Raw genomic sequence first — 21,879 nt, 5'->3', positions numbered from 1 at the left:
TTGTGTAGTAATTAATGTGCTAAACACTAGCAGCTTAAATTGCTAACAACAAGAAATTTCCGCGTCCATGGACGCGCCGGCCGAGAAGCCGGCGCCTTCCTTCACATGCAGGCGCTGAGCAGCACCGGAATCGATTTCGAGGTCGGCGTGCCGGCGCCGGTCGCCACGCTGTCGAGCGGCACCAGCGCATTGGTCTCGGGGTAGTAGGCGCCCAGGCAGCCGCGCGGGATGTCGTATTCGACCAGCATGAAGCGCTCGGCGCGGCGTTCGACGCCGTCATCCCATACGCTGGTGATGTCGACCCACTGGCCGTTCTGCAAGCCGAGCATCTCCAGGTCGAGCCGGTTGGCGAACAAGACCCGGCGCATGCCGAACACGCCGCGGTAGCGGTCGTCCATGCCGTAGATCGTGGTGTTGTACTGGTCGTGCGAGCGGGTCGTCATCAGCACCAGAAGGCGCTCGCCGTGGCGCGCGCGCGCGCGGTGGATCGGCGTGTCCTTGTCGATTTCCTGCACCACGAACTGCGCCTTGCCGCTGGCCGTGACCCATTCGCGCTCGCGCGAAGCGACCTTCAAATGGAAGCCGCCGGGTACCGCGACCCGCGCGTTGTACTCGTGGAAGCCGGCGATCGAGCGCTCGATGGCATCGCGGATGCGCGCATAGTCGGCCACATGCCAGTTCCAGTCGACCTTGGTGCTGCCCAGGGTCGCCGCGGCCATGCCGGCGACGATCGCCGGTTCCGACAGCAGGTTGGGCGAGGCCGGCTTGTTCATGCCGTAGGAGATGTGCACCATGCTCATCGAATCCTCGACCGTCACGCCTTGCGCGACGCCCTGCTGCAGGTCGATCTCGGTGCGTCCCAGGGTCGGCAGGATCAGGGCGTCCTGGCCGTGCACCAGGTGGCTGCGATTCAGCTTGGTGGTCACGTGCACCGTCAGCGCGCAGGAGCGCAGGGCCTGGAAGGTGAGCGGGGTGTCCGGGGTGGCGATGGCGAAGTTGCCGCCCAGGCCGATAAAGACCTTGACCCGGCCGTCCAGCATCGCCTTGATGGTCTCGACCACGTCGTAGCCGTGGTGGCGCGGCGGCTCGAAGTCGAAGGCCTTGCCGAGGCGGTCGAGGAAGGCCTGGGAGGGCTGCTCCTCGATGCCGACGGTGCGGTCGCCCTGCACGTTGGAGTGGCCGCGCACCGGGCACAGGCCGGCGCCGGGACGGCCGATATTTCCGCGCATCATCATGAGGTTGGACAGCAGCTGCACCGCCGCCAGCGAATTCTTGTGCTGGGTAAGGCCCATGCCCCAGGTCGCGATCACGCGCTTGCCCTTGACGTAGACCTGGGCCAGCTCCTCCAGCCGCTCGCGCGCGACCCCGGACTCCGTCAGGATGTCGTCCCAGCTCTCGGCCCGCAGGTCGGCGGCGAAGGCCTCGAAGCCGGTGGTGTGGCGGGCGATGAAGCCGACGTCGATGACGCGCGCCAGGCCGGCTTCGAGGGCGGTGTCGTCCAGTTCGATCACGCGCTTGGCGACGCCCTTGATCAGGGCCAGGTCGCCGGCCAGCTTCGGCTGCACGAACAGGGTGCCGATCCTGGTGCTGGAATTGGTCAGCATCTCGAGCGGGGCCTGCGGGTCGGTGAAGCGTTCCAGGCCGCGTTCCTTGAGCGGGTTGATCGAGACGATGGTGGCGCCGCGCTTGGCGCAGGCGCGCAGCTCGCCCAGCATGCGCGGATGGTTGGTGGCCGGGTTCTGGCCGAAGATCAGCAGGGTGTCGGCTTGTTCGAAGTCTTCCAGGGTGACGGTGCCCTTGCCGATGCCCACCGTGCCGGGCAGGCCGCGGCTGGTCGGCTCGTGGCACATGTTCGAGCAGTCGGGAAAGTTGTTGGTGCCGTACAGGCGCACGAACAGCTGGAACAGGAAGGCCGCCTCGTTGCTGGCGCGGCCGGAGGTATAGAAGGCCGCCTGGTTCGGGTCGGGCAGGGCCTGCAAGTGGCGCCCGACCAGGGCGAAGGCGTCCGCCCAGGCGATCGGCACGTATTTGTCGCTGGCGCCGTCGTAGACCAACGGGTCCGTCAGGCGGCCGTGCTGCTCCAGTTCATAGTCCGATTGCCGCATCAGTTCGGCCACGGTGTGGCGCGCGAAGAAATCCGGACCGACGCGCTTGCCGGTCGCTTCAGCGGCGACCGCCTTCACGCCGTTCTCGCAGAATTCGAAGGTCGATGCATGCGCGCGGTCCGGCCAGGCGCAGCCAGGACAGTCGAAGCCGTCCGGCTGGTTCTGCCTGAACAGCGTCTTGTAATTGCTGCCGCTGACCTTTTCCCTGAACAGGTTGATCGCCACCTGCTTGACCGCACCCCAGCCGGCGGCGGCATGGGTGTAGGGCGCGACGAAACCTTCGTTGTTTTGTTTTCCCACGATTACTCCTGTACTCCTGTATCTGGCGACACGGCCGGCGCGACGTGGTGCCGGTCCGAGTCGAGTCGACAGAGTACGCCCGCTTACCCGACGGCAGCGTGCACACAATCCTCCTGTTGACAGGAGCACAGTACGGAACATGGAACGGCAGCCTCCGGCAGCGCCGCAGCCCTTCGGCTATACTGCCGGCGTGCCCACACTGTATGAAACCCTCGCCGCGGAAATCGAGAGCCAGATCGCCAGCGGCGTCCTGCTCGAAGGCGAAAAAATCCCCTCGGTACGCCAGACCAGCCAGCATCACAACCTGAGCATCACCACGGTGCTGCGGGCCTACGTGCTGCTCGAAAGCCGCGGCATCGTCGAGAGCCGGCCGCAATCCGGCTATTTCGTGCGCCCGCGCGTCAAGCCGGCGCCGCCGCCGTCGCACGTCCCTGCGCCGCTGATGCTGTCGTCCGAGGTCGACGTCAGCCGGCTGGTGCTCAAGACCCTGCGCTCGATCCACACCGGCGGCGCGGTGCCGCTCGGATCGCCGTATGCGGATCCGTCCAGCTACCCGTGGAAGCGCCTCAGCCAGTACGCCAATGCGATCGCGCGCCGCCACCAGGAGTGGAGCGTGATGAACGACCTGCCGCCGGGGCATCCGCAGCTGATCCGGCAGATCGCCCGCCGCCACCTCGAGAACGGCCTCGCGGTCGATCCGGGCGAGATCATCGTCACGGTCGGGGCGACCGAGGCGATCAACCTGTGCCTGCAGGCGGTGGCGCGGCCGGGCGACACCATCGCGGTCGAGTCGCCGACCTACTACGCCATGCTGCATGCGATCGAGCGGCTCGGGATGCGCGCCGTGGAGGTGGTGACGGATCGGAAGGAGGGCATCGATCTCGAGGCGCTGGCCGAAGTCATCGCCAGCCAGAAGATCGCCGCCTGCATGGTGATGCCGAACTTCCAGAATCCGCTCGGTTTCCAGATGAGCGACGAGCGCAAGCGCGCGCTGGTCGAGCTGCTGGGGACGCACGGGATCCCGGTCATCGAGAACGACGTCTACCACGAGCTGTATTACGGCGACAGCCATCCGACCTCGCTGAAGTCCTTCGACACCAGGGGGCTGGTGCTGCACTGCGCCTCGTTCTCGAAGAGCCTGACGGCGGCCTACCGGATCGGCTGGTGCCTGCCGGGCCGCTACACGGCCGAGGTGGAAAAGCTGAAGTTCCTGAATACCCTGGCGACCTCCTCGCTGCCGCAACTGGCGATCGCCGAATACCTGCAGAACGACGGCTATGACGCCCACCTGCGCAAGATGCGCAAGGCCTTCGCGCAGCAGGCGCGGATCATGTCCGCGGCCGTGCTGCGCTTCTTCCCGGAAGGCACGCGGGTGAGCGAGCCGAAGGGCGGCTATGTGCTGTGGGTGGAGCTGCCCGGCGGGGTCGATGCGATGACGCTGTATGCGCGCGCGCTCGAGGAGGGCATCACGGTCGGCCCCGGGAATATGTTCTCGGCGCGCGGCAGCTTCGATCATTTCATCCGGCTGAACTACAGCTACCCGTGGAGCGCCCGCGTCGAAGCCGCGGTGAAGCGGCTCGGCCGCCTGGTGGCCGAACTGGCCGGGGACGCTTCCTAGCGTTCGCGCAGCGGCGCCGGAGTCGGCGAGCTGGTCAATCGTCGTGTCGAACATGGTAGAGCTTTCGGATACCGCAAAAGGCCGCTAGTGTCGGCGCAGCCGTAACCTGCTCTGCGGTACAGAACTGCTCGCATGAAAAGGATGCAGTCGCCCGAGCGCTGTGTCCGTCCTGTCCCGATGCATCTGTATTCCTTGCCCCCGGGCTGGCCGCAGTATGCTGCGGCGATGGACAAGAGCAATGAACAAATGAACGAGGGCGAGGCGGCCTTGGCCGGCCTGCTCGAACAGCTGTGGCGGATGGCGCAGGAGGCGCCGTCCAGGTCCTGTTCGCTGGCGCGGGCCAGCAAGCGCACGCGGCGCCCGATGAGCGTCCTGACGCGGCAACTGAGCCTGCTGTCCGAGGCCGGCTGGGTGCAGGTGGCGGCGCACGAGGAGGGCGGCGGCAGCGTGACGCTGACGGCGGCCGGGCGCGAGCTGTGCGCCGGCTGGTTCGGCGCCTGAGAGCTCTTATCCTCCGACCAGCGACATGCGGACTACCGGATAGCGTCCCGCACCGCCGTGCGTCCGCAGCGCGCCGCGCTGTTCCGAATAGCGGTCGGCGCGCGTGCTCCAGCTGGCGCGGATCGTCTGCGCCAGCTGGTCGGTCCGGCCGGCACGCAGCCAAGGACGCAGGTCGACCGAACGCGCCGCGAACAGGCACAGGAACAGCTTGCCGTCGGCGCTGACGCGGGCGCGGGTGCAGTCGCCGCAAAACGGCTTCGATACGCTGGCGATGAATCCGACCTCGCCGCCGCCGTCGGCGTAGCGGAAGCCGTTGGCGGTATCGCTGGCATGCCCCGGCTGCGGGACCAGCGCGAACTCGCTGTCGATCAGTGCGCGCATCTCCGCCGCCGTCACCACCTGGTCGAGCCGCCAGCCTTCGGCGCCGCCGACGTCCATGTATTCGATGAAGCGCAGATTGACGCCGCTGTGGCGGAAATGGCGCGCCAGCGGCAGGACCTGGTGCGCATTGCGGGTCCTGCTGATCACCGCGTTCACCTTCACCGGCGCCAGTCCGGCGGCCTGCGCGGCCTCGATCCCGTCGAGCACCCGGGCGACCGGGAAGTCGACGTCGTTCATGGCGCGGAACACGGCATCGTCGAGCGCGTCGAGGCTGACGGTCACGCGGCCCAGGCCCGCATCCCTGAGCGCGCGCGCCTGCGCCGCGAGCAGGGCACCATTGGTCGTCATCGCGATCTCGACCGGCTTGCCGGCCGGTGTCTCCAGTCGCGCCAGCGCTTCGACGAGGCGCGGCAGGTCCTTGCGCAGCAGCGGCTCGCCGCCGGTGATCCGGATCTTTTCCACTCCCAGGCCGACGAAGGTCCTGGCAAGCGTCGTCATCTCGTCGAAGGACAGGCGCTCTGCCGCGCGCAGGAAAGGGTAGTCGCGCGTGAAGACTTCCTTGGGCATGCAGTAGGTACAGCGGAAGTTGCACTGGTCGATGACGGATAGCCGCAAGTCCTTGAGGGGGCGCATCAAGGTGTCGGTGAGGCCCGTCGCGGGCAGGAATGGATTCATGCGGCGAGGATAGCAGCGCTTGCGCGCACCGCGTGCATACAGTCGGGCCTGGGCGCAGGCAGTACAGTTCCGCTGGCGTCAGCCCGGCTGCAGGGTGAACACGGCGCGCACCTCGCCGGCCGGCATGCCGCGCGCATTCAGGATCGCCGGCGCGCGCCAGGGTTCGAGCAGTTCGCGGCGCTGCGCGTCCAGCAGGCCGAGCTGATCGAGCGCGCTGAAGGTGGACGGATGCAGGGCGCGCACGGCGCCGTCCGCGACCTTGATCGCGATGCCGATGCCGGCCGAGCGCACGCCGATCGCCTGCACCGCGTCGGCGCCGATCTTCGCCACCCAGTCGCCGCGGCCGGCCGTCATCCAGGCGAGGTCGGTGCGCGCCTCGCCGGACACCAGGTCGGGCCGCTTGGTCATCGCATCGAACAGGTCGCCCAGCACGCTGCCCAGGCGCGCATCGCGGCCGCCTTGCGCCAGGCGCGCATACAGGTGGGCCAGGCGCGCCAGCGGCATCGCATAGTTGGGCGCCGAGCAGCCGTCGATCCCGGTCGGCAGGTTTTCCTCGTTCATCTGCACCGCCTCGGCCAGTGTGGCGCGGATCGCCTGCTGCAGCGGGTGGCCGGGGCCGACATAGCCGGCGGTCGGTACGTCGTGCAGGCGGCACCAGGCCAGGAAGCCGCTGTGCTTGCCCGAGCAGTTGTGGTGCACCGTGCGCCAGCGCCGCCCGGCCGGGGGCGGCAGGCCGACCGCGTCGTAGTACAGCGGGGTGGCGCAGCCGCATTCGAGGTGGGTCTCGTCGAGGCCGATCTTGCCGAGGATGGACTGGACGCCCGCCAGGTGCTTTTCCTCGCCCGAGTGGCTGGCGCACAGCAGGGCCAGTTCGTCGAGCGTGAGGCCAAGGCGCGCCGGGCCGTCGGCCAGCATGAAGGGCAGGGCCTGGAAGGGCTTCAGCGCCGACCGCGTGAAGACCATGGCGTCGGGATCGCCGCTGGAGTACAGCAGGCGGCCGGCGGCGTCGACCACGGCGATCGAACCGAAATGGATGTTCTCGACCGGGTAGCCGGTCTCCGGATAGCCACGGCTGGTGGCGACGAGGGGGACTGGATGCATGGGTGTCGTCCTGATGATCGATTCCGAAACTCTAGCGGATATTCGCACCGGGGCGCGCAGGACGCGAAAACCCATGCATCTGCGGCAATCCTGCTCAGTTCTTGTGCTTGCTGAAGCGGTGTCCCTGGTCGAATGCCGAGCCCAGCGAGAGGATCAGGCCCGAAGCGGCAAGGATCAGGACGACGCCCCCGGTGGCATGGCCGGGCGACCTGGCGACCATCGACAGCGCCCACAACGGCGCGAGTCCGCCGGCGATCGCGGTGCCGATTTCGCGGGCCGCGCCCATGCCGGTCGAGCGGCTCTGCACCGAGAACTGGCGGCTGAGGAAGGAGCCTTGCGGCGCGAACATCATCGGCGCCAGGATGCCGGTGCCGACGATCAGGGCCGCATAGATCAGCGAATTCTGGCCGCTGGCCAGCAGCGCCATGAAGGGGTAGGCGAACAGTGCCGACAGCAGGCCGCCGACGATCAGTACCTTCTTGCTGCTGTACTTGTCGCACAGCCAGCCGAAGGTCGGCACGGCGACGATGGCAACCAGGCTCGCGAGCGTCACCGACAGCGAGGTCACGTTCGCGGACACACCCTTGAACTGGGTGAGATAGGCCAGCGAGAAGGTCTTGAAGATGTAGCTCAGGGCGTTGTAGCCGATCGCCACCAGGAAGACGACCAGCAGGCCGGCGCGGTTCGTGCCGAACAGTTCCTTGAAAGGCTTTTTCTCGGCGCCGCCGGCTTCCGCCCGGTCGAACGCCGGCGTTTCCGGCAGGCGCTTGCGCACCCAGATACCCACAATCACCAGCACGGAGCTGAGCAGGAAGGGGATGCGCCAGCCGCCGGTCTGCAGGAACTTGTCGCCGCCGAGGGTCAGCAGGTACACCGTAAAGGACGACAGCAGGAGGCCGAGGTTCAGGCCGAGCGCCGGCCAGGACCCCTGGCGGCCGCGCCGGTCGTCGCTGGCATGCTCGTACGAGGTCACGGAGGCGCCGGCAAATTCGGCGCCCGCGCCCAGGCCCTGCAGGATACGGATGATGACCAGCAGCAGYGGGGCCCAGAAGCCGATGCTTGCGTAGGAAGGAATCAGGCCAATGGCGGTCGTGCAGACACCCATCAGGAAAAAGGTCACGTAGAGCAGCTTCTTGCGGCCGAAGCGGTCGCCGAAGTAGCCGAACAACACGCCGCCGAGCGGGCGTGCCACGAAGCCGATGGCGAAGGTGGAAAATGCCATCATCGACGCGGTCGACGGATTCGACGCATCGAAGAACACCTTGCTGAAGACGATCGATGCCATCGTCGCGTACAGGTAAAAGTCGTACCACTCGAGCATCGAGCCGACGATGGTCGCGGTTGCCACCCGCTTCAGGCGGCTGGCCGCCTGTTCAGGCGTTTCCCAATCGGGTTTGCGCATCTCCATGTATGTCTCCTTGGATCCTGGTTGTTATGTGTTATCTGGAATCTGTTGAATAGGGCCGCTTGCGGGCTGCGGTTCAGCGGCCGGGAATCACTTCGCGCACGATGTACTCGGCAATCGCCATCGACGAGGTGGCGCCAGGCGACGGTGCGTTGCGGATGTGCGTGATGTTTCCCTGGCGGCGGATGACGAAATCGTCCACCAGGGAGCCATCGCCCTGCATGGCCTGGGCCCGGATGCCGCGCACGGCCGGGGTCACGCCGACCTCGGACAGGCTCGGTACATACTTGGCGGCTTCGCGCACGAACACCGATTCGCTGAGGACTGTCTTCAGTTCGCGCAGCGCGGCGGGCACATTACGCGATGCAAATTTCCAGAAACCGCCATAGGTGAGGAAGTCGGCGATATCGCGCGCGCTGAAACGCTTGCCGTCGTAATTTTCCCGGCCGAGCGAGATGAAGGCGTTCGGGCCGATGGTCATCTGGCCGTCGATGCGCTTCGTGAAATGCACACCGAGGAAGGGGAAGCGCGGGTCGGGGACCGGATAGATCAGGCCTTTGACGTGCGACTTGAAGGCCTCGTCGATGACGTAGTACTGGCCGAAGAAAGGCACGATTTTCGGGGTCGCCTCGTCTCCGGAGCGCTGGGCCAGGCGGTCCGACTGGAGGCCGGAGCAGGCGATTGCGAAGTCGAAATGCCCGGGGTGCACTTCACCGCTCTCGAGTTCGACATGGATCTGGCCGCCGCGTTCGATCAGGCGGGATACCGGTGCATTCAGGCGGATGCTGCCGCCTTTTTCCTCGATCTCCTGGGCGATGCGGCGGGCAATCTGCCCGTAACTGACGATGGCGGTATGCGGCGAATGCAGGGCGCGGATGCCGATGCAATTCGGCTCGATCTCGCGCAGCTCTTCCGGGCCGACCATGCGCACGCCGGGCACCTTGTTGTTCAGCGATTTCTTGTAGATGGCATCCAGGCGCGGCAGTTCTTCGTCGTTGAGGGCGACGACCACTTTGCCGCACTCGTCGTAGGGGATGGCATGTTCGAGGCAGTAGTTCCTGACCAGTTCGACGCCGCGGCGGCACAGGCGCGCCTTGAGGCCGCCGGGTTCGTAGTACAGGCCGGCGTGCACGACGCCGGAGTTATGGCTCGACTGGTGCTGCGCAACCGCCGTCTCTTTTTCGAATACCGTGACCGAGGCGTCCGGATCGTCCAGCAACAATTGCCGGGCCACCGACAGTCCATTGATACCACCGCCAATGACGGCATAGCGCTTCTTGCTCATACACACCTTTCGAGAATGACACTCGCATGTTAGCGGCATGAATATCGATGAAAAGCGAAAAATTTCAGATAAACTTGTTTCCTTTTGTCGAACAAGTGCTGGTAATGACGTTCAAACAACTCGAGGCTTTCTATTGGGCGGCAAGCTGCGCGAATTTCGCCATCGCGGCCGAGCGCCTGCACCTGTCGGTCTCTTCGCTGTCCAAGCGTATTGCCGAGCTCGAAGAGTCGCTCGGCGTGAGCCTGTTCGATCGCAGCGGCCATCGCGCGGTCATGACGGAGGCTGGGCAAGGCCTGTTGCCGCGGGCGCTGGACTTGCTCGATGCCGCCGCCGGCATCCGCAATACCTTCGCGCCGGGCGCAGGCCTGGTCGGCCGCTGCGCCTTCGGTGTCGGCGAGCTCAGCGCCCTGACCTGGCTGCCCCGTTTCATCGCGCAGGCAAGGGCGCAGTACCCGAAGCTGGTGCTGGAACCTTATGTCGACGTTGGCGCAGTGCTCGAGGCGAAGGTGGATAACGGCGAGCTCGACTTCGCCATCATCGCCGGCCGCTCGTCGCGCCAGACCATGCTGTCGCAGCCGATCGCGCAGGCGCAGTTCGTATGGACGGCGACACCGGCGGCGGCGGCGCAGTATGGGACCGTGCCCGGGATGATCCGGGCCAGGCAGCCGATCATTGCCTTGCCGCCCGGCGCCGGGACCACGCGCCTGATCGACGACTGGCTGCTGGCGCACGGGATCGCGGCGGTTGAACGGATCAGCTGCAACAACTGGGGTGCGATTGCCGGGATGCTGATCGCGTCGGTCGGCGTGGGCATTCTGCCCGAGGCATGGGCGCGCAAGCTGGTAGGCGAGGGCCTCGTGTGCATCCTGAGCGACGAGCACGTGCCGCGGCCGCTCACCTATTCCTTCCAGTGGCGGCGCGGCGATTCGCGCCCCCTGGTCGACCAGATGCTGGCGCTGGCAAGGAGTGCGGTGGACTTTTCCGCCGACGCGCGCCTGCCTTTGCTGGTCTGATTTCTATACATATTGCCAACGCTTTGGCGCCGGTTTTCGGCATTTCATCCCGCGTTTTCGACGCTTCGGCGGATACCGGCTGACGCTTGCGCAGGGCCTGCATACACTTCCATCACTCGCCGCACATTCTGGGATGCGGCGATATGAAAAACGGTGGACCCGTAGCGCGATCATAAATTGTTTTGATGAGGCGCCTTCGGTCCGTGATTTATATCGAAAAGTGAATGGGAGCAATCATGCGCATCAAACAAGTCCTGGCCTTCATCGGCGCCGCCGCAGTCTCGACCCTGGCCCTGGCCGAACCCGCACCGGTGGCCGTCAGCGCCGACGGCAACACCGTGACCGTGTACGGCAATACCAGCCAGCTGATCCACCTGACGCCGGGCCAGGCCGCGGACGCCACCGGCTCCTTCAAGCTGAAGGATGGCCGCATGCTGCGCCTGACCAGCCGCGACAGCAAGATGTTCATGGAAGTCGACGGCAAGCGCGAACAACTGCTCCCCCTGTCGCGCACCGAGTTCGTGGCGAAAAACAGCGGCGCACGGGTGGAGATCGACGAAGAGGCTTTCCCGGACAACGTGCAGCTGACCCAGTTCCGCCGCTGATACCTTGTACGGACACATCAAGCGGCCGGCCTGGCCGATGGGACCGGGCCGGCGATTCATTCCTCAGAAGGGATCCCCGAAGCGTCCCGCCTGGTAATCCAGGATCGCCTGGTTGATCTCTTCGCGGGTGTTCATCACGAAGGGGCCGTGTGCGACGACCGGCTCGCCGATCGGTTCGGCGTGCCCGAGCAGCAGCAGGCAGTCCTTTTCCGCGATGATTTCCAGTTCGTCGCCGACGGTGTCGAATTGGGCCAGGTGGAAGGGGCCGACGGTGTCCGGCGCAATGCTGATGACGCCGCGCACCACGTACAGGAAGACGCTGCGGTCCAGCAGATTGTCGAGGTAGAGGCGGCCGCCCGCCTGCATCTCCACGGTGCTCATGAAGACCCCGGTCAGCGATTCGACCGGGCCCTTGACGCCCTGGAATTCGCCCGACACCAGGTGCACGCGCACCCGCCCGGTGTCGGTTTCCACCACCGGGATCTGGTCGCGCTGCAGGCCGACGTAGCGCGGCGCCGTCATCTTCAGGCCAGGGGGCAGGTTCACCCACAGCTGCAAAATCTCGAGCGGGCCGCCGTTCTGCATGAATTCGCGCGGCGAGATCTCGGCGTGCACGATGCCGCGTCCCGCCGTCATCCATTGCACGCCGCCCGGGCCGATCACGCTTTCGTGGCCGGCGCTGTCGCGGTGGGCCAGCATGCCGTCGAGGATGAAGGTGACGGTCTCGAAGCCGCGGTGCGGATGCGGGCCGAAGGGCAGGCCGCCGTTGTGCGGCGGGTAGACCTGGGGACCRTGGTGGTTGAGGAACAGGAAGGGATCGACCTGGTCGAGGTGCGGGCCCGGCACCGGGCGCTGGGTGATCAGGTCGCCGATATCGTCGCGCATGGCCGGGTGCAGCCGCTGGATGGTCTTGTAGCTCATGCCTGTCCTTTTTGATGTTGTTCGTTTCCCCATACGATAACCGATTCCGCGCTGCCGGCGGCGCGCGCCGGCCCGCTGAGGCCGTGCTAGACTCCTTGCGCTTTTGCAACAAGGAGACAAGCTTCAATGAAAACAAGAAAGACCCTGGCCGGCCTGCTGCTGGCCTTCGCCGCCGGCACCGCCGCCGCCGTCAATGCCGTACCCGCGACACCCGCCGCGCCCGCCGTACCGGGCGAGGCCGCGGTCAAGGCCGCCAAGCACGCCGTCACCGCCTACCGCGACGACGTCGTCGACACCCTCGCCAAACTGGTCAGCTACAACACGGTGGCCGACAAGGACCTGCCCGTCGAGCGCAACCCCCAGCACATCGGCTTCAAGAATTTCCTGAAGGCGGAGGCGACGCGCCTCGGCCTTGATTTCGCCGACTACGGCCACGTGGTCGTGATCGGCCTGGGCGCGCCCGACGCCCTCGAGCGCGTGGGCATGATCGCGCACGGCGACGTGCAGCCGGTCGACCCGTCGAAGTGGAAGAAGTCGCCCTTCGAACTGGACCGCACCAGCGAACCGGGCAAGCTGCTGGCGCGCGGCGCCGAGGACGACAAGGGCCCGATCGCCACCGCCCTGTACGCAATGAAATCGCTGAAGGACCTGCAGCTGCCGCTGTCCAGGCGCATCGAGCTCTACGTCTACATGGCCGAGGAATCGGACTGGGAGCCGCTGGCCGCTTTCGTGAAGACCCATCCGCTGCCGCAGGTGAACATCACCCTGGACGCCGAGTACCCGGCGGTGACGGCGGAAAAGGGCTACGGCACGGTCGCCGTCACCTTCCCGAAGGGCGCGCAGCCGGCGCAGGATTCGCCCGTCGTTGCGCAGTTCGGCGGCGGCTTCTTCGGCAGCCAGATCCCCGAGGATGCGCAGGCGACCATCGCCAACGCCAGCCCGGCGCTCGAAACCCAGATCAGGCAGCGCGCCGCGAAGCAGACCGGCATGCGCTACACCTTCGAACGCAAGGGCGGCGAGCTGGAGATCGCGGCCAAGGGCGTGTCGGCGCATTCGTCCAAACCCGAGGACGGCCTGAACGCGATCAGCATGCTGGCCGACGCGCTGGCCGTGCAGGCCTGGCCCGACACGCCTGCCGGCGCCCTGGTCAACTTCCTCAACGAGATGGTCGGCACCGGCTACTACGGCGAGAAGTTCGGCAACATCGCCTACCGCGACGGCTTCATGGGGCCGATGACCTTCGCCCCGACCGTGATCCGCCAGAAGGGGGACGGTCCCGAGCTGTCGATCAACATCCGCCGCCCGCAGGGCAAGACCGCCCAGCAGCTCTCCAACGAGATCAACGCCGCGCTGGCGCAATGGCAGGGCGCGCACGGCGCGATGCAGCTGGCCGATGTGAAGGTGCAGATCGGCGAGCCCTGGATCCAGCAGGACGCGCCGCAGCTGCCGGTTCTGATGAAGGTGTTCTCGTACTTTACGGGCGTGAAGGATCCGAAGCCGGTCGCGGTCGGCGGCGGCACCAACTCGCGCCTGTTCCCGCGCGCCGTCAGCTTCGGCCCGGCGATGCCGCGTACGGTCTACACCGGCCATTCGGAGCACGAGTTCATCACCCTCAAGCAACTCTTGCTGAACCTCGAGATGTACACGGCCGTACTGGCCGAACTCGCGCAGTAAGAATTCACCATCGCGGTCCCGCGGCGATGCGTCCGGGACCGCTTCCGACCCCCGCCGCCCGCTTCGATCCCGCGTTTTGACATGTAGGCGGAAGCCTCGCCAAAATCTGCGAAATTTTCTAATCGTTCTGTAGGTCTAAGCCTACAAGGGGTCCCGCTTCATAGGGGAAAACTGCCCTCGTTCCACGCTCTCCCTAGGAGAGTGGGCGCCCGAGCCTGTGCTTGCCGGAAGCCTTCCGCATGAGCTTGTTGATGGCCGGAAAACCCCGCACTGACACTTGGAAAATGTGTCGAAAACGCCATGATAGGATCGGTCACTGACCCGACATGACCGCCATCATCGCCATGCACATCCAAGAACTCGTAAAGCCAGACGGACGCCCACTCACCCTCTACAGTAACAAGCCGATCCCGGCCGGCCTGGTTGCGCCGAGCCCATTTCCCGACCCGCAACATGCGAATCCGCACCTGCGCTGGCATCCGCTGCGCGGCGAGTGGGTCACCTATGCGGCGTTCCGGCAAAACAGGACTTACCAGCCGCCGCCGCAGTACAACCCGTTGGCCCCGACCAGCGACCCCCAGCACCCGACCGAGATGCCGGCCGGCGATTACGAGATCGCGGTGTTCGACAACCGCTTCCCGTCGCTGGCGCTGGATTCCCACGATCCGCCGGTGCTGACGGTGCCGACCGCGCCGGCCAACGGCCATTGCGAAGTGGTGGTGTTCACCCAGGATCCGCAGGCTGCGCTGGGCCGGCTGCCGCTGTCGCGCATCGAGCTGCTGCTGCAGGTGTGGGGCGACCGCACCACCCGCATCGGCGGCCGCCAGCACATCCAGTACGTGCTGCCGTTCGAGAATCGCGGCGCGGAGGTCGGCGTGACCCTGCACCATCCGCACGGCCAGATCTACTGCTATCCCTTCGTGCCCTCGGTGCCGGCGCGCCAGCTGGCCCAGGAACGCGAGTACTACCTGCAGCACGGCTCCAGCCTGCTGTGCGACATGGCGCGCGACGAAGCCGCCGACGGCAAGCGCGTGCTGTTCCAGGACGAGCATGCGATCGCCTTCGTGCCGGCCTGCGCCCGCTATCCCTACGAGGTGTGGGTGATGCCGACCGCCCCCTGCAAGGACTTCGCCGCGCTCACCCCGCCGCAGCGCGCGAGCCTGGCGCGCGCCCTGAAGACCGTGCTGCTCAAGTTCGATAATCTGTGGGACCGGCCTTTCCCCTACCTGATGGCGTGGTACCAGGCGCCCACCGACGGCGCCGAGCATCCGGAAACCCAGCTGCACTGCCAGTTCTATCCGCCGTACCGCACCCGCGACCGCCTGAAGTACCTGGCCGGCACCGAGCTGGCGGCCGGCATGTTCGCGATGGACGTGCTGCCCGAAACCACGGCCTACGAGCTGCAGCAGGTCGAAGTGAACCTGGAGGATGGCGCATGAGCGTGAGCGCCGATCCGCTGGCGGTGCGCGGCGCGGAAGCCGCCGCCAAGCTGGCCCTGCTGCGCGAAGCGCTGGCCCAGGCGGGCGCCGGTGCAATCCGCCTGCGCGGCGCCGGCTGGTTCGCCTGGGCGACGGCGGGCGGCGCGCCGTTCGCGCCGGAAGGCTGCGAGGCCTGCGTGGCCGAACTGCTGGTCACGCCCGAGGAAGCCTGCGTGCTCACCGACGAGGTCGAGGCCGAGCGCCTGCGCCAGGAAGAGATTCCGGCCGGCTTCACCTTCCACATCGCGCCCTGGACCGAGCCCGAGCTGCACGAGACCTATGCGCTGGGCGCGGCCGCCGGTCGCGCCGTGCTGTCCGACCGTCCGCACAACGGCGAACTGGCGCTGCCCGCCAGCCTGAAGCTGCGCCGCATGGTGCTGGGCGTGGAGGAAAGTGAACGCTACCGCCGGCTGGGCCGCGAAACGGCCGAGGCGATCGGCGAAGCGCTGCGCGCTGCGCGCCCTGACTGGACCGAATACCGGCTGGCGGGGGAGGGCGCGCGCGCCCTGCTGCGGCGCGGGATCGAGCCGGCGCTGGTGCTGGCCGCCGGCGAACGCCGGATGGGGCAGTGGCGCCGGCCCACGCCTTCGCATGAAACCCTCGGCGCGCGCGCTACGCTGTCCTGCTGCGCGCGCAGGCACGGCCTGATCGCCAGGTTGTCCCGTTCGGCCAGCTTCGGGCCGGCGCCTGGCGTCCAGCAGGAGCTGCTGCGCCTGGAGGCGACCGGACTGGACGCGGTACGCCCCGGGCAGTCGCTGGCGGCGGTGTATCACGCCTTCGACGCCGCCTATCGCCACGCCAACCGGCCGGATGCGATCCGCGAACGGCGCCTGGGCGGCATCGCCGGCTACCAGGCCTGCGAACTCGCCGTCAGCCCCAGCACCGCGACCGGACTGGAGACCGGCATGGCCTTCGCATTCAACCCCGGCTTCGAGGGCATGGTGATCGAGGACAGCTTCCTGCTCGGCGCGAACGGGCTGGAAAACCTGACGCTCGACCCGCAGTGGCCGGCGGCGAACATCGGCGGCCGTGTGCGGCCGCTTTGGCTGGAGTTGACATGACAAGTGCAGAAACCTTCTTCGGCGGCGCCCCGGAGGCGTGCGCATCGGCTCCCGGCCGGGTCAACCTGCTGGGCGAACACACGGACTACAACGACGGCTTCATGCTGCCGGTCGCCACGCCCCAGCGCACCTCGGTGGCGCTGGCGCACAGCCAGGACGACCAGCACCACCTGTATTCCGGCACCCTGGACGGCAACGTGACCTTCGCGGCGAAGGGCGGCAGCGCGCCGCAGGGCTTCGGCAGCTATATCGAAGGCTGCATCCGCCTGGTCGAGGCCACCGGGGTCGAGATCCCGCCGCTGCGCGTGTTCGTCACCACCGACCTGCCGGTCGGTTCCGGCCTGTCGTCCTCGGCGGCGCTCGAAGTCGCGACCCTGCGCGCGTTGCGCCAGCTGCTCGGCTTCTCGCTCGACGACGTCAAGCTGGCCCAGATCGCCCAGCGCGCCGAGATCGACTATGCCCACGTCAACTGCGGCATCATGGACCAGATGGCGTCCAGCCTGTGCGACGAGCGCAGCATGTTGTTCATCGACGCCCGCACGCTGGAGCACCGGCTGGTCCAGATGCCGGCCGGAAGCGAGCTGATCGTCATCGATTCCGGCGTGCCGCGCACCCTGGCCGCCAGCAAGTACAACGAGCGCCGCTCCGAATGCGAGGAAGCCTCGCGCAAGCTGGGTGTCAAGGCCCTGCGCGACGTCACCGACCCGCAGCTCGTCGAGCAGCTGCCCGAGCCGCTGCGCCGCCGCGCGCGCCACGTGGTACTGGAAGACCTGCGCGTGCTGGAAGCTGCAAAGGGCGTATCGGCCGAGCGTTTCGGCGAACTGATGAACGCCTCGCACGACAGCCTGCGCGACGACTACGAAGTCTCGATCCGCGAACTGGACCTGCTGGTGGATGCCCTGCGCGCCGCCCCGGGCGTGCTCGGCGCACGCCTGACCGGGGCCGGCTTCGGCGGCGCCTGCGTGGCGCTGTGCCGCGCCGGCCAGGCGCAAGAGGCGGCACGAACCGCACTCTCCAACTACAACAAAGAGGGACGCAAGGGACGCATCCTGATCCCGGTTCCCGCCCAAGGAAAGGAAAACAATGAGCCAGTTTGAGTACCCCCGCCCCCAGCTGGTACGCGACAATTGGATCAACCTGAACGGCAAGTGGCGCTTCCGTTTCGACGACGAGGTGAGCTGCAGGATGCCGGACGGCGTGACCGGCTGGACCCATGAGATCAACGTGCCCTTCGCGCCGGAAACCGAAATGTCGGGCATCCAGGACACCGGCTTCCACCGCTTTTGCTGGTACGAGCGCGACTTCGAGCTGAAACCATCCGAGCAGCGCACGATCCTGCACTTCGGCGCGGTGGACTACTTCGCCCGGGTCTGGGTCAACGGCCAACTGGTGGCCGAGCACGAGGGAGGCCACACGCCGTTCTCGGCCGACATCACGCAGGCGCTGAAGGCGGACGGCAGGCAGGTCGTGACCGTGTTCGTCGAGGACGATCCGGCCGAGCTGGCCAAGCCGCGCGGCAAGCAGGACTGGCTGCTGGAGCCGCACTCGATCTGGTATCCGCGCACCACCGGCATCTGGCAGACCGTGTGGGTCGAGCAGGTCTCGCGCACCTTCATCAGGAGCCTGCGCTGGACCCCGATCTTCGAGACCTTCGAGATCGGCTGCGAGGTATTCGCCGGCGGCGACATCCAGGAGAACATGTTCGTCGAGGTCAAGATCTGGCATGGCGATATCCTGATGGCGGACGATCACTACAAGCTGCTGCAGGGCGAGGCGAACCGCAAGATCGCGCTGTCCGACCCCGGCATCGACGATTCGCGGAACGAGTTGCTGTGGAGTCCCGAGCGGCCGACCCTGCTGGACGCCGAGGTGATCCTGCGCTGCGGCGACCAGGTGGTCGACCACATCAAGTCGTATACTGCCTTGCGCGCCTTCCACATCAACCGCGACCGCCTGCTGCTGAATGGCCGTCCCTACCCGCTTCGCCTGGTGCTGGACCAGGGCTACTGGACCGAGTCCTTCTTGACCGCACCAAGCGACGAGCACCTCAAGCGCGACGTCGAACTGGCCAAGCTGATGGGCTTCAACGGCGTGCGCAAGCACCAGAAGATCGAGGATCCGCGCTACCTGTACTGGGCCGACAAGCTGGGCCTGCTGGTATGGGAAGAGATGCCCTCGGCTTACCGCTTCAGTCCGCATGCGATCAAGCGCATCGTCAAGGAATGGACCGAGGCCATCGAACGCGACTACAGCCAYCCCTGCATCATCGTGTGGGTGCCGTTCAACGAATCCTGGGGCGTGCCGAACCTGACGCTGACCCAGGCGCACCGCAACGCGGTCGAGGCGCTGTACCACCTGACGCGCACCCTCGACGCGACCCGCCCGGTGATCGGCAACGACGGCTGGGAAGCCTCGGCCACCGACATCCTGGGCATCCACGACTACGACAGCGATCCGGAAAAGATCAAGGCACGCTACGAGGTCAGCGACCCCGTGCGCACGCTGTTCGATCAGCGCCGTCCCGGCGGACGCATCCTGACGCTGGACGGCTTCCCGCATCGCGGCCAGCCCATCGTGCTGACCGAATTCGGCGGCATCGCCTTCGATCCGAACGCGACCCCCGAGGACGGCACCTGGGGCTATACCCGTGCCCATACGGCCGAGAGTTATCACTCGCTGTACCAACGCCTGCTGAAAGTGGTCAACGAGACCTTCATGTTCAGCGGCTTCTGCTACACCCAGTTCGCCGACACCTTCCAGGAAGCCAACGGCCTGCTCAACGCCGACCGTACCCCCAAGCTGCCTTTCGAGGTGATCAGCGCCGCAACCCGCAACGTCCCGCTGCACCCGCAAGACCCTGAGAAGGAGGGTAAAGGACAAGGCGGCGCCTGACGTGCTTTACACAGTTACAGGGGCCTCGAAAACCGTCGCGAGCGGCCGCAGAGGTGGCCGAGAAGCGCAGCCGTACTTACGGTACGGCGAGCATCGCAGGCCGCCTCTGCAACGCGCAGCAGGTTTGCGAGGCTCCCACCAAAGGAGCCATCATGACTACGATCGTCGTTTTCAGCCACCTGCGCTGGGATTTCGTATTCCAGCGGCCGCAGCACCTGCTGTCGCGCCTGGCGCAGCATTATCCGATCCTGTTCGTCGAGGAACCGGAATACGATAACGGCGCCCCGTTCATGCAGCGGTCGAATCCCGCGCCGAACGTGACCGTGTGCCGCGCGCACACCCCGATCCATGCCATCGGCTTCCATGACGACCAGCTGCGGCTGCTCCAGCCCATGGTGGCGCAGCTGGCACCACCAGGGGAGCAGGTCATCGCCTGGTTCTATACGCCGATGGCCTTGCCCCTGCTGCAGTCGCTCCAGCCCGCGCTGGTCCTCTACGACTGCATGGACGAGCTGGCCTCGTTCAAGAATCCGCCGAAGCAGCTGCTGCAGCGCGAGAGCGCGCTGCTGAACATCGCCGACCTGGTGTTCGCCGGCGGCCCCAGCCTGTACGAGGCGAAGAAGCACCGCCACCCGAACCTGCACTGCTTTCCCAGCAGCGTCGACGTGGTGCATTTCCAGCAGGCCCTCGACCGCAGCCGCAGCCATCCGCAGCAGCGCGAGATCCCGCATCCGCGCCTCGGCTTCTACGGCGTGCTGGACGAGCGTTTCGACCCGGAGCTGGTCGGCGAACTCGCCGACGCCCATCCGGAATGGCAGCTCGTGCTGGCCGGCCCGGTGGTCAAGATCGACGAGCAACGGCTGCCGCGCCGCGCCAACATCCACTACCTGGGCCAGCAGCCGTATGCCGCCTTGCCCGACCTGCTGGCCGGCTGGGACGTCTGCCTGATGCCCTTCGCCATCAATGAGGCGACCAAGTTCATCAGCCCGACCAAGGTGCTCGAATACATGGCGGCCCAGCTGCCGATCGTGAGCACGCCGATCGCCGACGTCGCCAACCCCTATGGCCACGTGGTCGCGATCGCCAGCGGCGCGCGCGAATTCGTCGCCGCCTGCGAAGCGGCCCTTGCCCAGACGCCGGCCCAGCGCGAACACATGGTCGAGGCGATGAAAACCGTGGTGGCTGCCACTTCCTGGGACAGCACGGCCAGGCACATGCACGAGCTGCTCGATTCCACGCCGGTGCGCGGCGAACGCCGGGCCATGCAGCGCACCGCCTCGCACGATGCCGGCCAGCCCGCGCCGCAGGCGGGCAGCGCCGCGCCGAACGTCAATCCGCTGCGCAGCCAGGGTCCGCGCCATGTCGGCACCGTCATCATCGGCGGCGGCCCGACCGGGCTGTCGGCCGCCTACCACCTGGGCGCGGACGCGCTGCTGCTGGACCGCAACGAGACCGTCGGCGGCTGGTGCCGCTCGATCGAAGACAAGGGCTTCACCTTCGATCACGCCGGCCACATCATGTTCTCGAACGACCCCTATGTGCTGAAGATGTACGAAGTGCTGCTGGGCGATAACGTGCACTGGCAGAACCGCGAAGCCTGGATCTACAGCAAGGGCGTGTACACCCGCTATCCCTTCCAGGGCGCGCTGTACGGCCTGCCGCCGAAGGTCATCACCGAGTGCGTGATGGGAGCCATCGAGGCCCGCTACACCGCCAACGACGCCCAGCTCGACGACGAGGCCCAGGCCATCGACGACTGCTGCGCCGACGGCACCGCCGACGTCTGCAACACCGACCGTTCGGTGCGGGGCAAGGTGAACAACTTCGAGCAGTTCATCTACAAGGTCTGGGGCAAGGGCATCGCGAAGCACTTCGCGATTCCCTACAACCGCAAGCTCTGGACCGTGCCGCTGGCCGAGATGGAGACGTCCTGGCTGGGCGGCCGCGTACCGCTGCCGAACCTGGAAGAGATCGTGCAGGGTGCGCTCGAGCCTTCGCCCAAGCCGGTCGGGCCGAACGCGCGCTTCGGTTATCCGCTCGAGGGCGGCTTCCAGGCGCTGATGAACGGCTTCCTGCCGCATATCAAGGGCAAGATCGAGCTGGGCGCCGAAGTCGTGCAGGTGCTGCCGCGCGAACACATCGTGGCACTGGCCGACGGCCGCCGCTTCCGCTATGACGACCTGATCTCGACCATGCCGCTGCCGGAGCTGATCAAGGCGATCGGCGACGAGGCGCCGGAAGAGGTGAGGAATGCCGCCCGTGGCCTGCGCCATGTGTCGATCCGCTGCGTCAACATCGGCTTAGGAATTGACAATAAGCGTGTCGTCACCGACAAGCACTGGATCTACTATCCGGACGACACGATCTTCCACCGCATCTTCGTGCAGGGGAACGCTGCGCCCGCATGCAATCCGCCGGGCGGCTTCGGCTTCACCTGCGAGATCTCGTATTCGCCGACCAAGCCGCTGCCGCTCGACGGCGAGGAGCTGATCGCCCGCGCGATCGAGGATTGCCGCCGGGTCGGCATGATCCGCGAAGGCGACCGTATCCTCGTCAGCAACCAGGTCGACATGCCCTACGCCTATGTGCTCTACGACCACCAGCGTGCGCTCAATGTCGAGACCTGCAAGGCCTGGCTGAAGCAGTTCGACATCACCCTGGTTGGCCGCTACAGCGAGTGGGAGTACTACAACTCCGATCACGCCCTGCTGGCCGGCAAGCGGGGCGCCGAAATCGTCCTCGACAAGCGCGCCCGCACCCAGAAAGCCAGCGCGGAGTAGGCGATGGGCCCCTTCGCCCGGGCCGGCTTGCCGCTGCTGCTCTTGCCTGATGCGTGAGGACAGCGGGACTTTCGTCGGGCTAGG

General features: G+C 66.7%; 16 protein-coding genes. 10 read left to right on the top strand and 6 right to left on the bottom strand.

Annotation, left to right across the window (positions count from 1 at the left end; all coding sequences use genetic code 11):
• Positions 1–101: 101 nt before the first annotated feature.
• Positions 102–2,405, bottom strand: coding sequence for an FdhF/YdeP family oxidoreductase (locus tag AC1DIX_RS09425; RefSeq protein ID WP_477323808.1), 2,304 nt, complete (start codon positions 2,403–2,405; stop codon positions 102–104).
• A gap of 139 nt (positions 2,406–2,544) precedes the next feature.
• Here AC1DIX_RS09425 and AC1DIX_RS09420 point away from each other — a divergent pair, with 139 nt between their 5' ends.
• On the top strand, positions 2,545–4,023 hold the full coding sequence (locus AC1DIX_RS09420; RefSeq protein WP_477323806.1) for an aminotransferase-like domain-containing protein: 1,479 nt from the start codon (positions 2,545–2,547) through the stop codon (positions 4,021–4,023).
• A 246-nt stretch (positions 4,024–4,269) separates the two neighbouring features.
• The gene (locus tag AC1DIX_RS09415) at positions 4,270–4,524 is read left to right on the top strand and encodes an ArsR family transcriptional regulator (protein ID WP_477323804.1); all 255 of its coding nucleotides are present in this window, start codon (positions 4,270–4,272) and stop codon (positions 4,522–4,524) included.
• Between the two features lie 6 nt (positions 4,525–4,530).
• Here the strand turns inward: AC1DIX_RS09415 and moaA are convergent, their stop codons facing one another.
• From moaA to lhgO, 4 genes are all read right to left on the bottom strand, one after another.
• The gene (gene moaA, locus AC1DIX_RS09410; protein ID WP_477323802.1) at positions 4,531–5,580 is read right to left on the bottom strand and encodes a GTP 3',8-cyclase MoaA; all 1,050 of its coding nucleotides are present in this window, start codon (positions 5,578–5,580) and stop codon (positions 4,531–4,533) included.
• Between the two features lie 78 nt (positions 5,581–5,658).
• A complete protein-coding gene (locus tag AC1DIX_RS09405; RefSeq protein WP_477323800.1) occupies positions 5,659–6,681 on the bottom strand; it encodes an asparaginase in 1,023 nt (340 codons plus the stop codon).
• A gap of 94 nt (positions 6,682–6,775) precedes the next feature.
• The gene (locus AC1DIX_RS09400; protein WP_477323798.1) at positions 6,776–8,089 is read right to left on the bottom strand and encodes an MFS transporter; all 1,314 of its coding nucleotides are present in this window, start codon (positions 8,087–8,089) and stop codon (positions 6,776–6,778) included.
• A gap of 73 nt (positions 8,090–8,162) precedes the next feature.
• The gene (lhgO, locus tag AC1DIX_RS09395; protein WP_477323796.1) at positions 8,163–9,371 is read right to left on the bottom strand and encodes an L-2-hydroxyglutarate oxidase; all 1,209 of its coding nucleotides are present in this window, start codon (positions 9,369–9,371) and stop codon (positions 8,163–8,165) included.
• A 95-nt stretch (positions 9,372–9,466) separates the two neighbouring features.
• Here lhgO and AC1DIX_RS09390 point away from each other — a divergent pair, with 95 nt between their 5' ends.
• A complete protein-coding gene (locus AC1DIX_RS09390) occupies positions 9,467–10,384 on the top strand; it encodes a LysR family transcriptional regulator (protein ID WP_477323879.1) in 918 nt (305 codons plus the stop codon).
• Between the two features lie 236 nt (positions 10,385–10,620).
• A complete protein-coding gene (locus AC1DIX_RS09385; protein WP_477323794.1) occupies positions 10,621–10,989 on the top strand; it encodes a hypothetical protein in 369 nt (122 codons plus the stop codon).
• Between the two features lie 63 nt (positions 10,990–11,052).
• Here AC1DIX_RS09385 and AC1DIX_RS09380 read toward each other — a convergent pair whose 3' ends face one another.
• Complete coding sequence (locus AC1DIX_RS09380; protein WP_477323792.1) at positions 11,053–11,910, bottom strand: pirin family protein; 858 nt, start codon at positions 11,908–11,910, stop codon at positions 11,053–11,055.
• A gap of 126 nt (positions 11,911–12,036) precedes the next feature.
• Between AC1DIX_RS09380 and AC1DIX_RS09375 the strand changes: the two genes are divergently transcribed.
• From AC1DIX_RS09375 to AC1DIX_RS09350, 6 genes are all read left to right on the top strand, one after another.
• On the top strand, positions 12,037–13,584 hold the full coding sequence (locus AC1DIX_RS09375; protein WP_477323790.1) for a dipeptidase: 1,548 nt from the start codon (positions 12,037–12,039) through the stop codon (positions 13,582–13,584).
• A 326-nt stretch (positions 13,585–13,910) separates the two neighbouring features.
• Positions 13,911–15,023, top strand: coding sequence for a galactose-1-phosphate uridylyltransferase (gene galT, locus AC1DIX_RS09370; protein WP_442122570.1), 1,113 nt, complete (start codon positions 13,911–13,913; stop codon positions 15,021–15,023).
• Complete coding sequence (locus AC1DIX_RS09365) at positions 15,020–16,123, top strand: M24 family metallopeptidase (RefSeq protein WP_442122571.1); 1,104 nt, start codon at positions 15,020–15,022, stop codon at positions 16,121–16,123. Before galT ends, AC1DIX_RS09365 begins: the two co-directional genes overlap by 4 nt.
• Positions 16,120–17,220 carry a galactokinase gene (gene galK, locus AC1DIX_RS09360; protein WP_477323788.1) on the top strand — a complete coding sequence of 367 codons (1,101 nt, stop codon included), beginning with the start codon at positions 16,120–16,122 and terminating at the stop codon, positions 17,218–17,220. Before AC1DIX_RS09365 ends, galK begins: the two co-directional genes overlap by 4 nt.
• Positions 17,207–19,015, top strand: coding sequence for a glycoside hydrolase family 2 protein (locus AC1DIX_RS09355; RefSeq protein ID WP_442122573.1), 1,809 nt, complete (start codon positions 17,207–17,209; stop codon positions 19,013–19,015). The genes galK and AC1DIX_RS09355 overlap by 14 nt, the downstream gene beginning before the upstream one ends.
• Before the next feature lie 152 nt (positions 19,016–19,167).
• A complete protein-coding gene (locus AC1DIX_RS09350) occupies positions 19,168–21,795 on the top strand; it encodes an NAD(P)-binding protein (RefSeq protein ID WP_477323786.1) in 2,628 nt (875 codons plus the stop codon).
• Positions 21,796–21,879: the final 84 nt, after the last annotated feature.

The sequence above is a fragment of the Massilia sp. 05N420 genome (assembly GCF_056397205.1).
Note: the sequence above shows the minus strand (reverse complement) of the source record. Positions and strands in the feature narration are given on the sequence as shown.

Bases quoted from the DNA above. Each gene is read 5' to 3' on its own strand.
- AC1DIX_RS09420 (WP_477323806.1), top strand. From the start codon at position 2,545: ATGGAACGGCAGCCTCCGGCAGCGCCGCAGCCCTTCGGCTATACTGCC.
- AC1DIX_RS09415 (WP_477323804.1), top strand. From the start codon at position 4,270: ATGAACGAGGGCGAGGCGGCCTTGGCCGGCCTGCTCGAACAGCTGTGG.
- moaA (WP_477323802.1), bottom strand. From the start codon at position 5,580: ATGAATCCATTCCTGCCCGCGACGGGCCTCACCGACACCTTGATGCGC.
- AC1DIX_RS09405 (WP_477323800.1), bottom strand. From the start codon at position 6,681: ATGCATCCAGTCCCCCTCGTCGCCACCAGCCGTGGCTATCCGGAGACC.
- lhgO (WP_477323796.1), bottom strand. From the start codon at position 9,371: ATGAGCAAGAAGCGCTATGCCGTCATTGGCGGTGGTATCAATGGACTG.
- AC1DIX_RS09385 (WP_477323794.1), top strand. From the start codon at position 10,621: ATGCGCATCAAACAAGTCCTGGCCTTCATCGGCGCCGCCGCAGTCTCG.
- AC1DIX_RS09375 (WP_477323790.1), top strand. From the start codon at position 12,037: ATGAAAACAAGAAAGACCCTGGCCGGCCTGCTGCTGGCCTTCGCCGCC.
- galT (WP_442122570.1), top strand. From the start codon at position 13,911: ATGACCGCCATCATCGCCATGCACATCCAAGAACTCGTAAAGCCAGAC.
- AC1DIX_RS09365 (WP_442122571.1), top strand. From the start codon at position 15,020: ATGAGCGTGAGCGCCGATCCGCTGGCGGTGCGCGGCGCGGAAGCCGCC.
- galK (WP_477323788.1), top strand. From the start codon at position 16,120: ATGACAAGTGCAGAAACCTTCTTCGGCGGCGCCCCGGAGGCGTGCGCA.
- AC1DIX_RS09350 (WP_477323786.1), top strand. From the start codon at position 19,168: ATGACTACGATCGTCGTTTTCAGCCACCTGCGCTGGGATTTCGTATTC.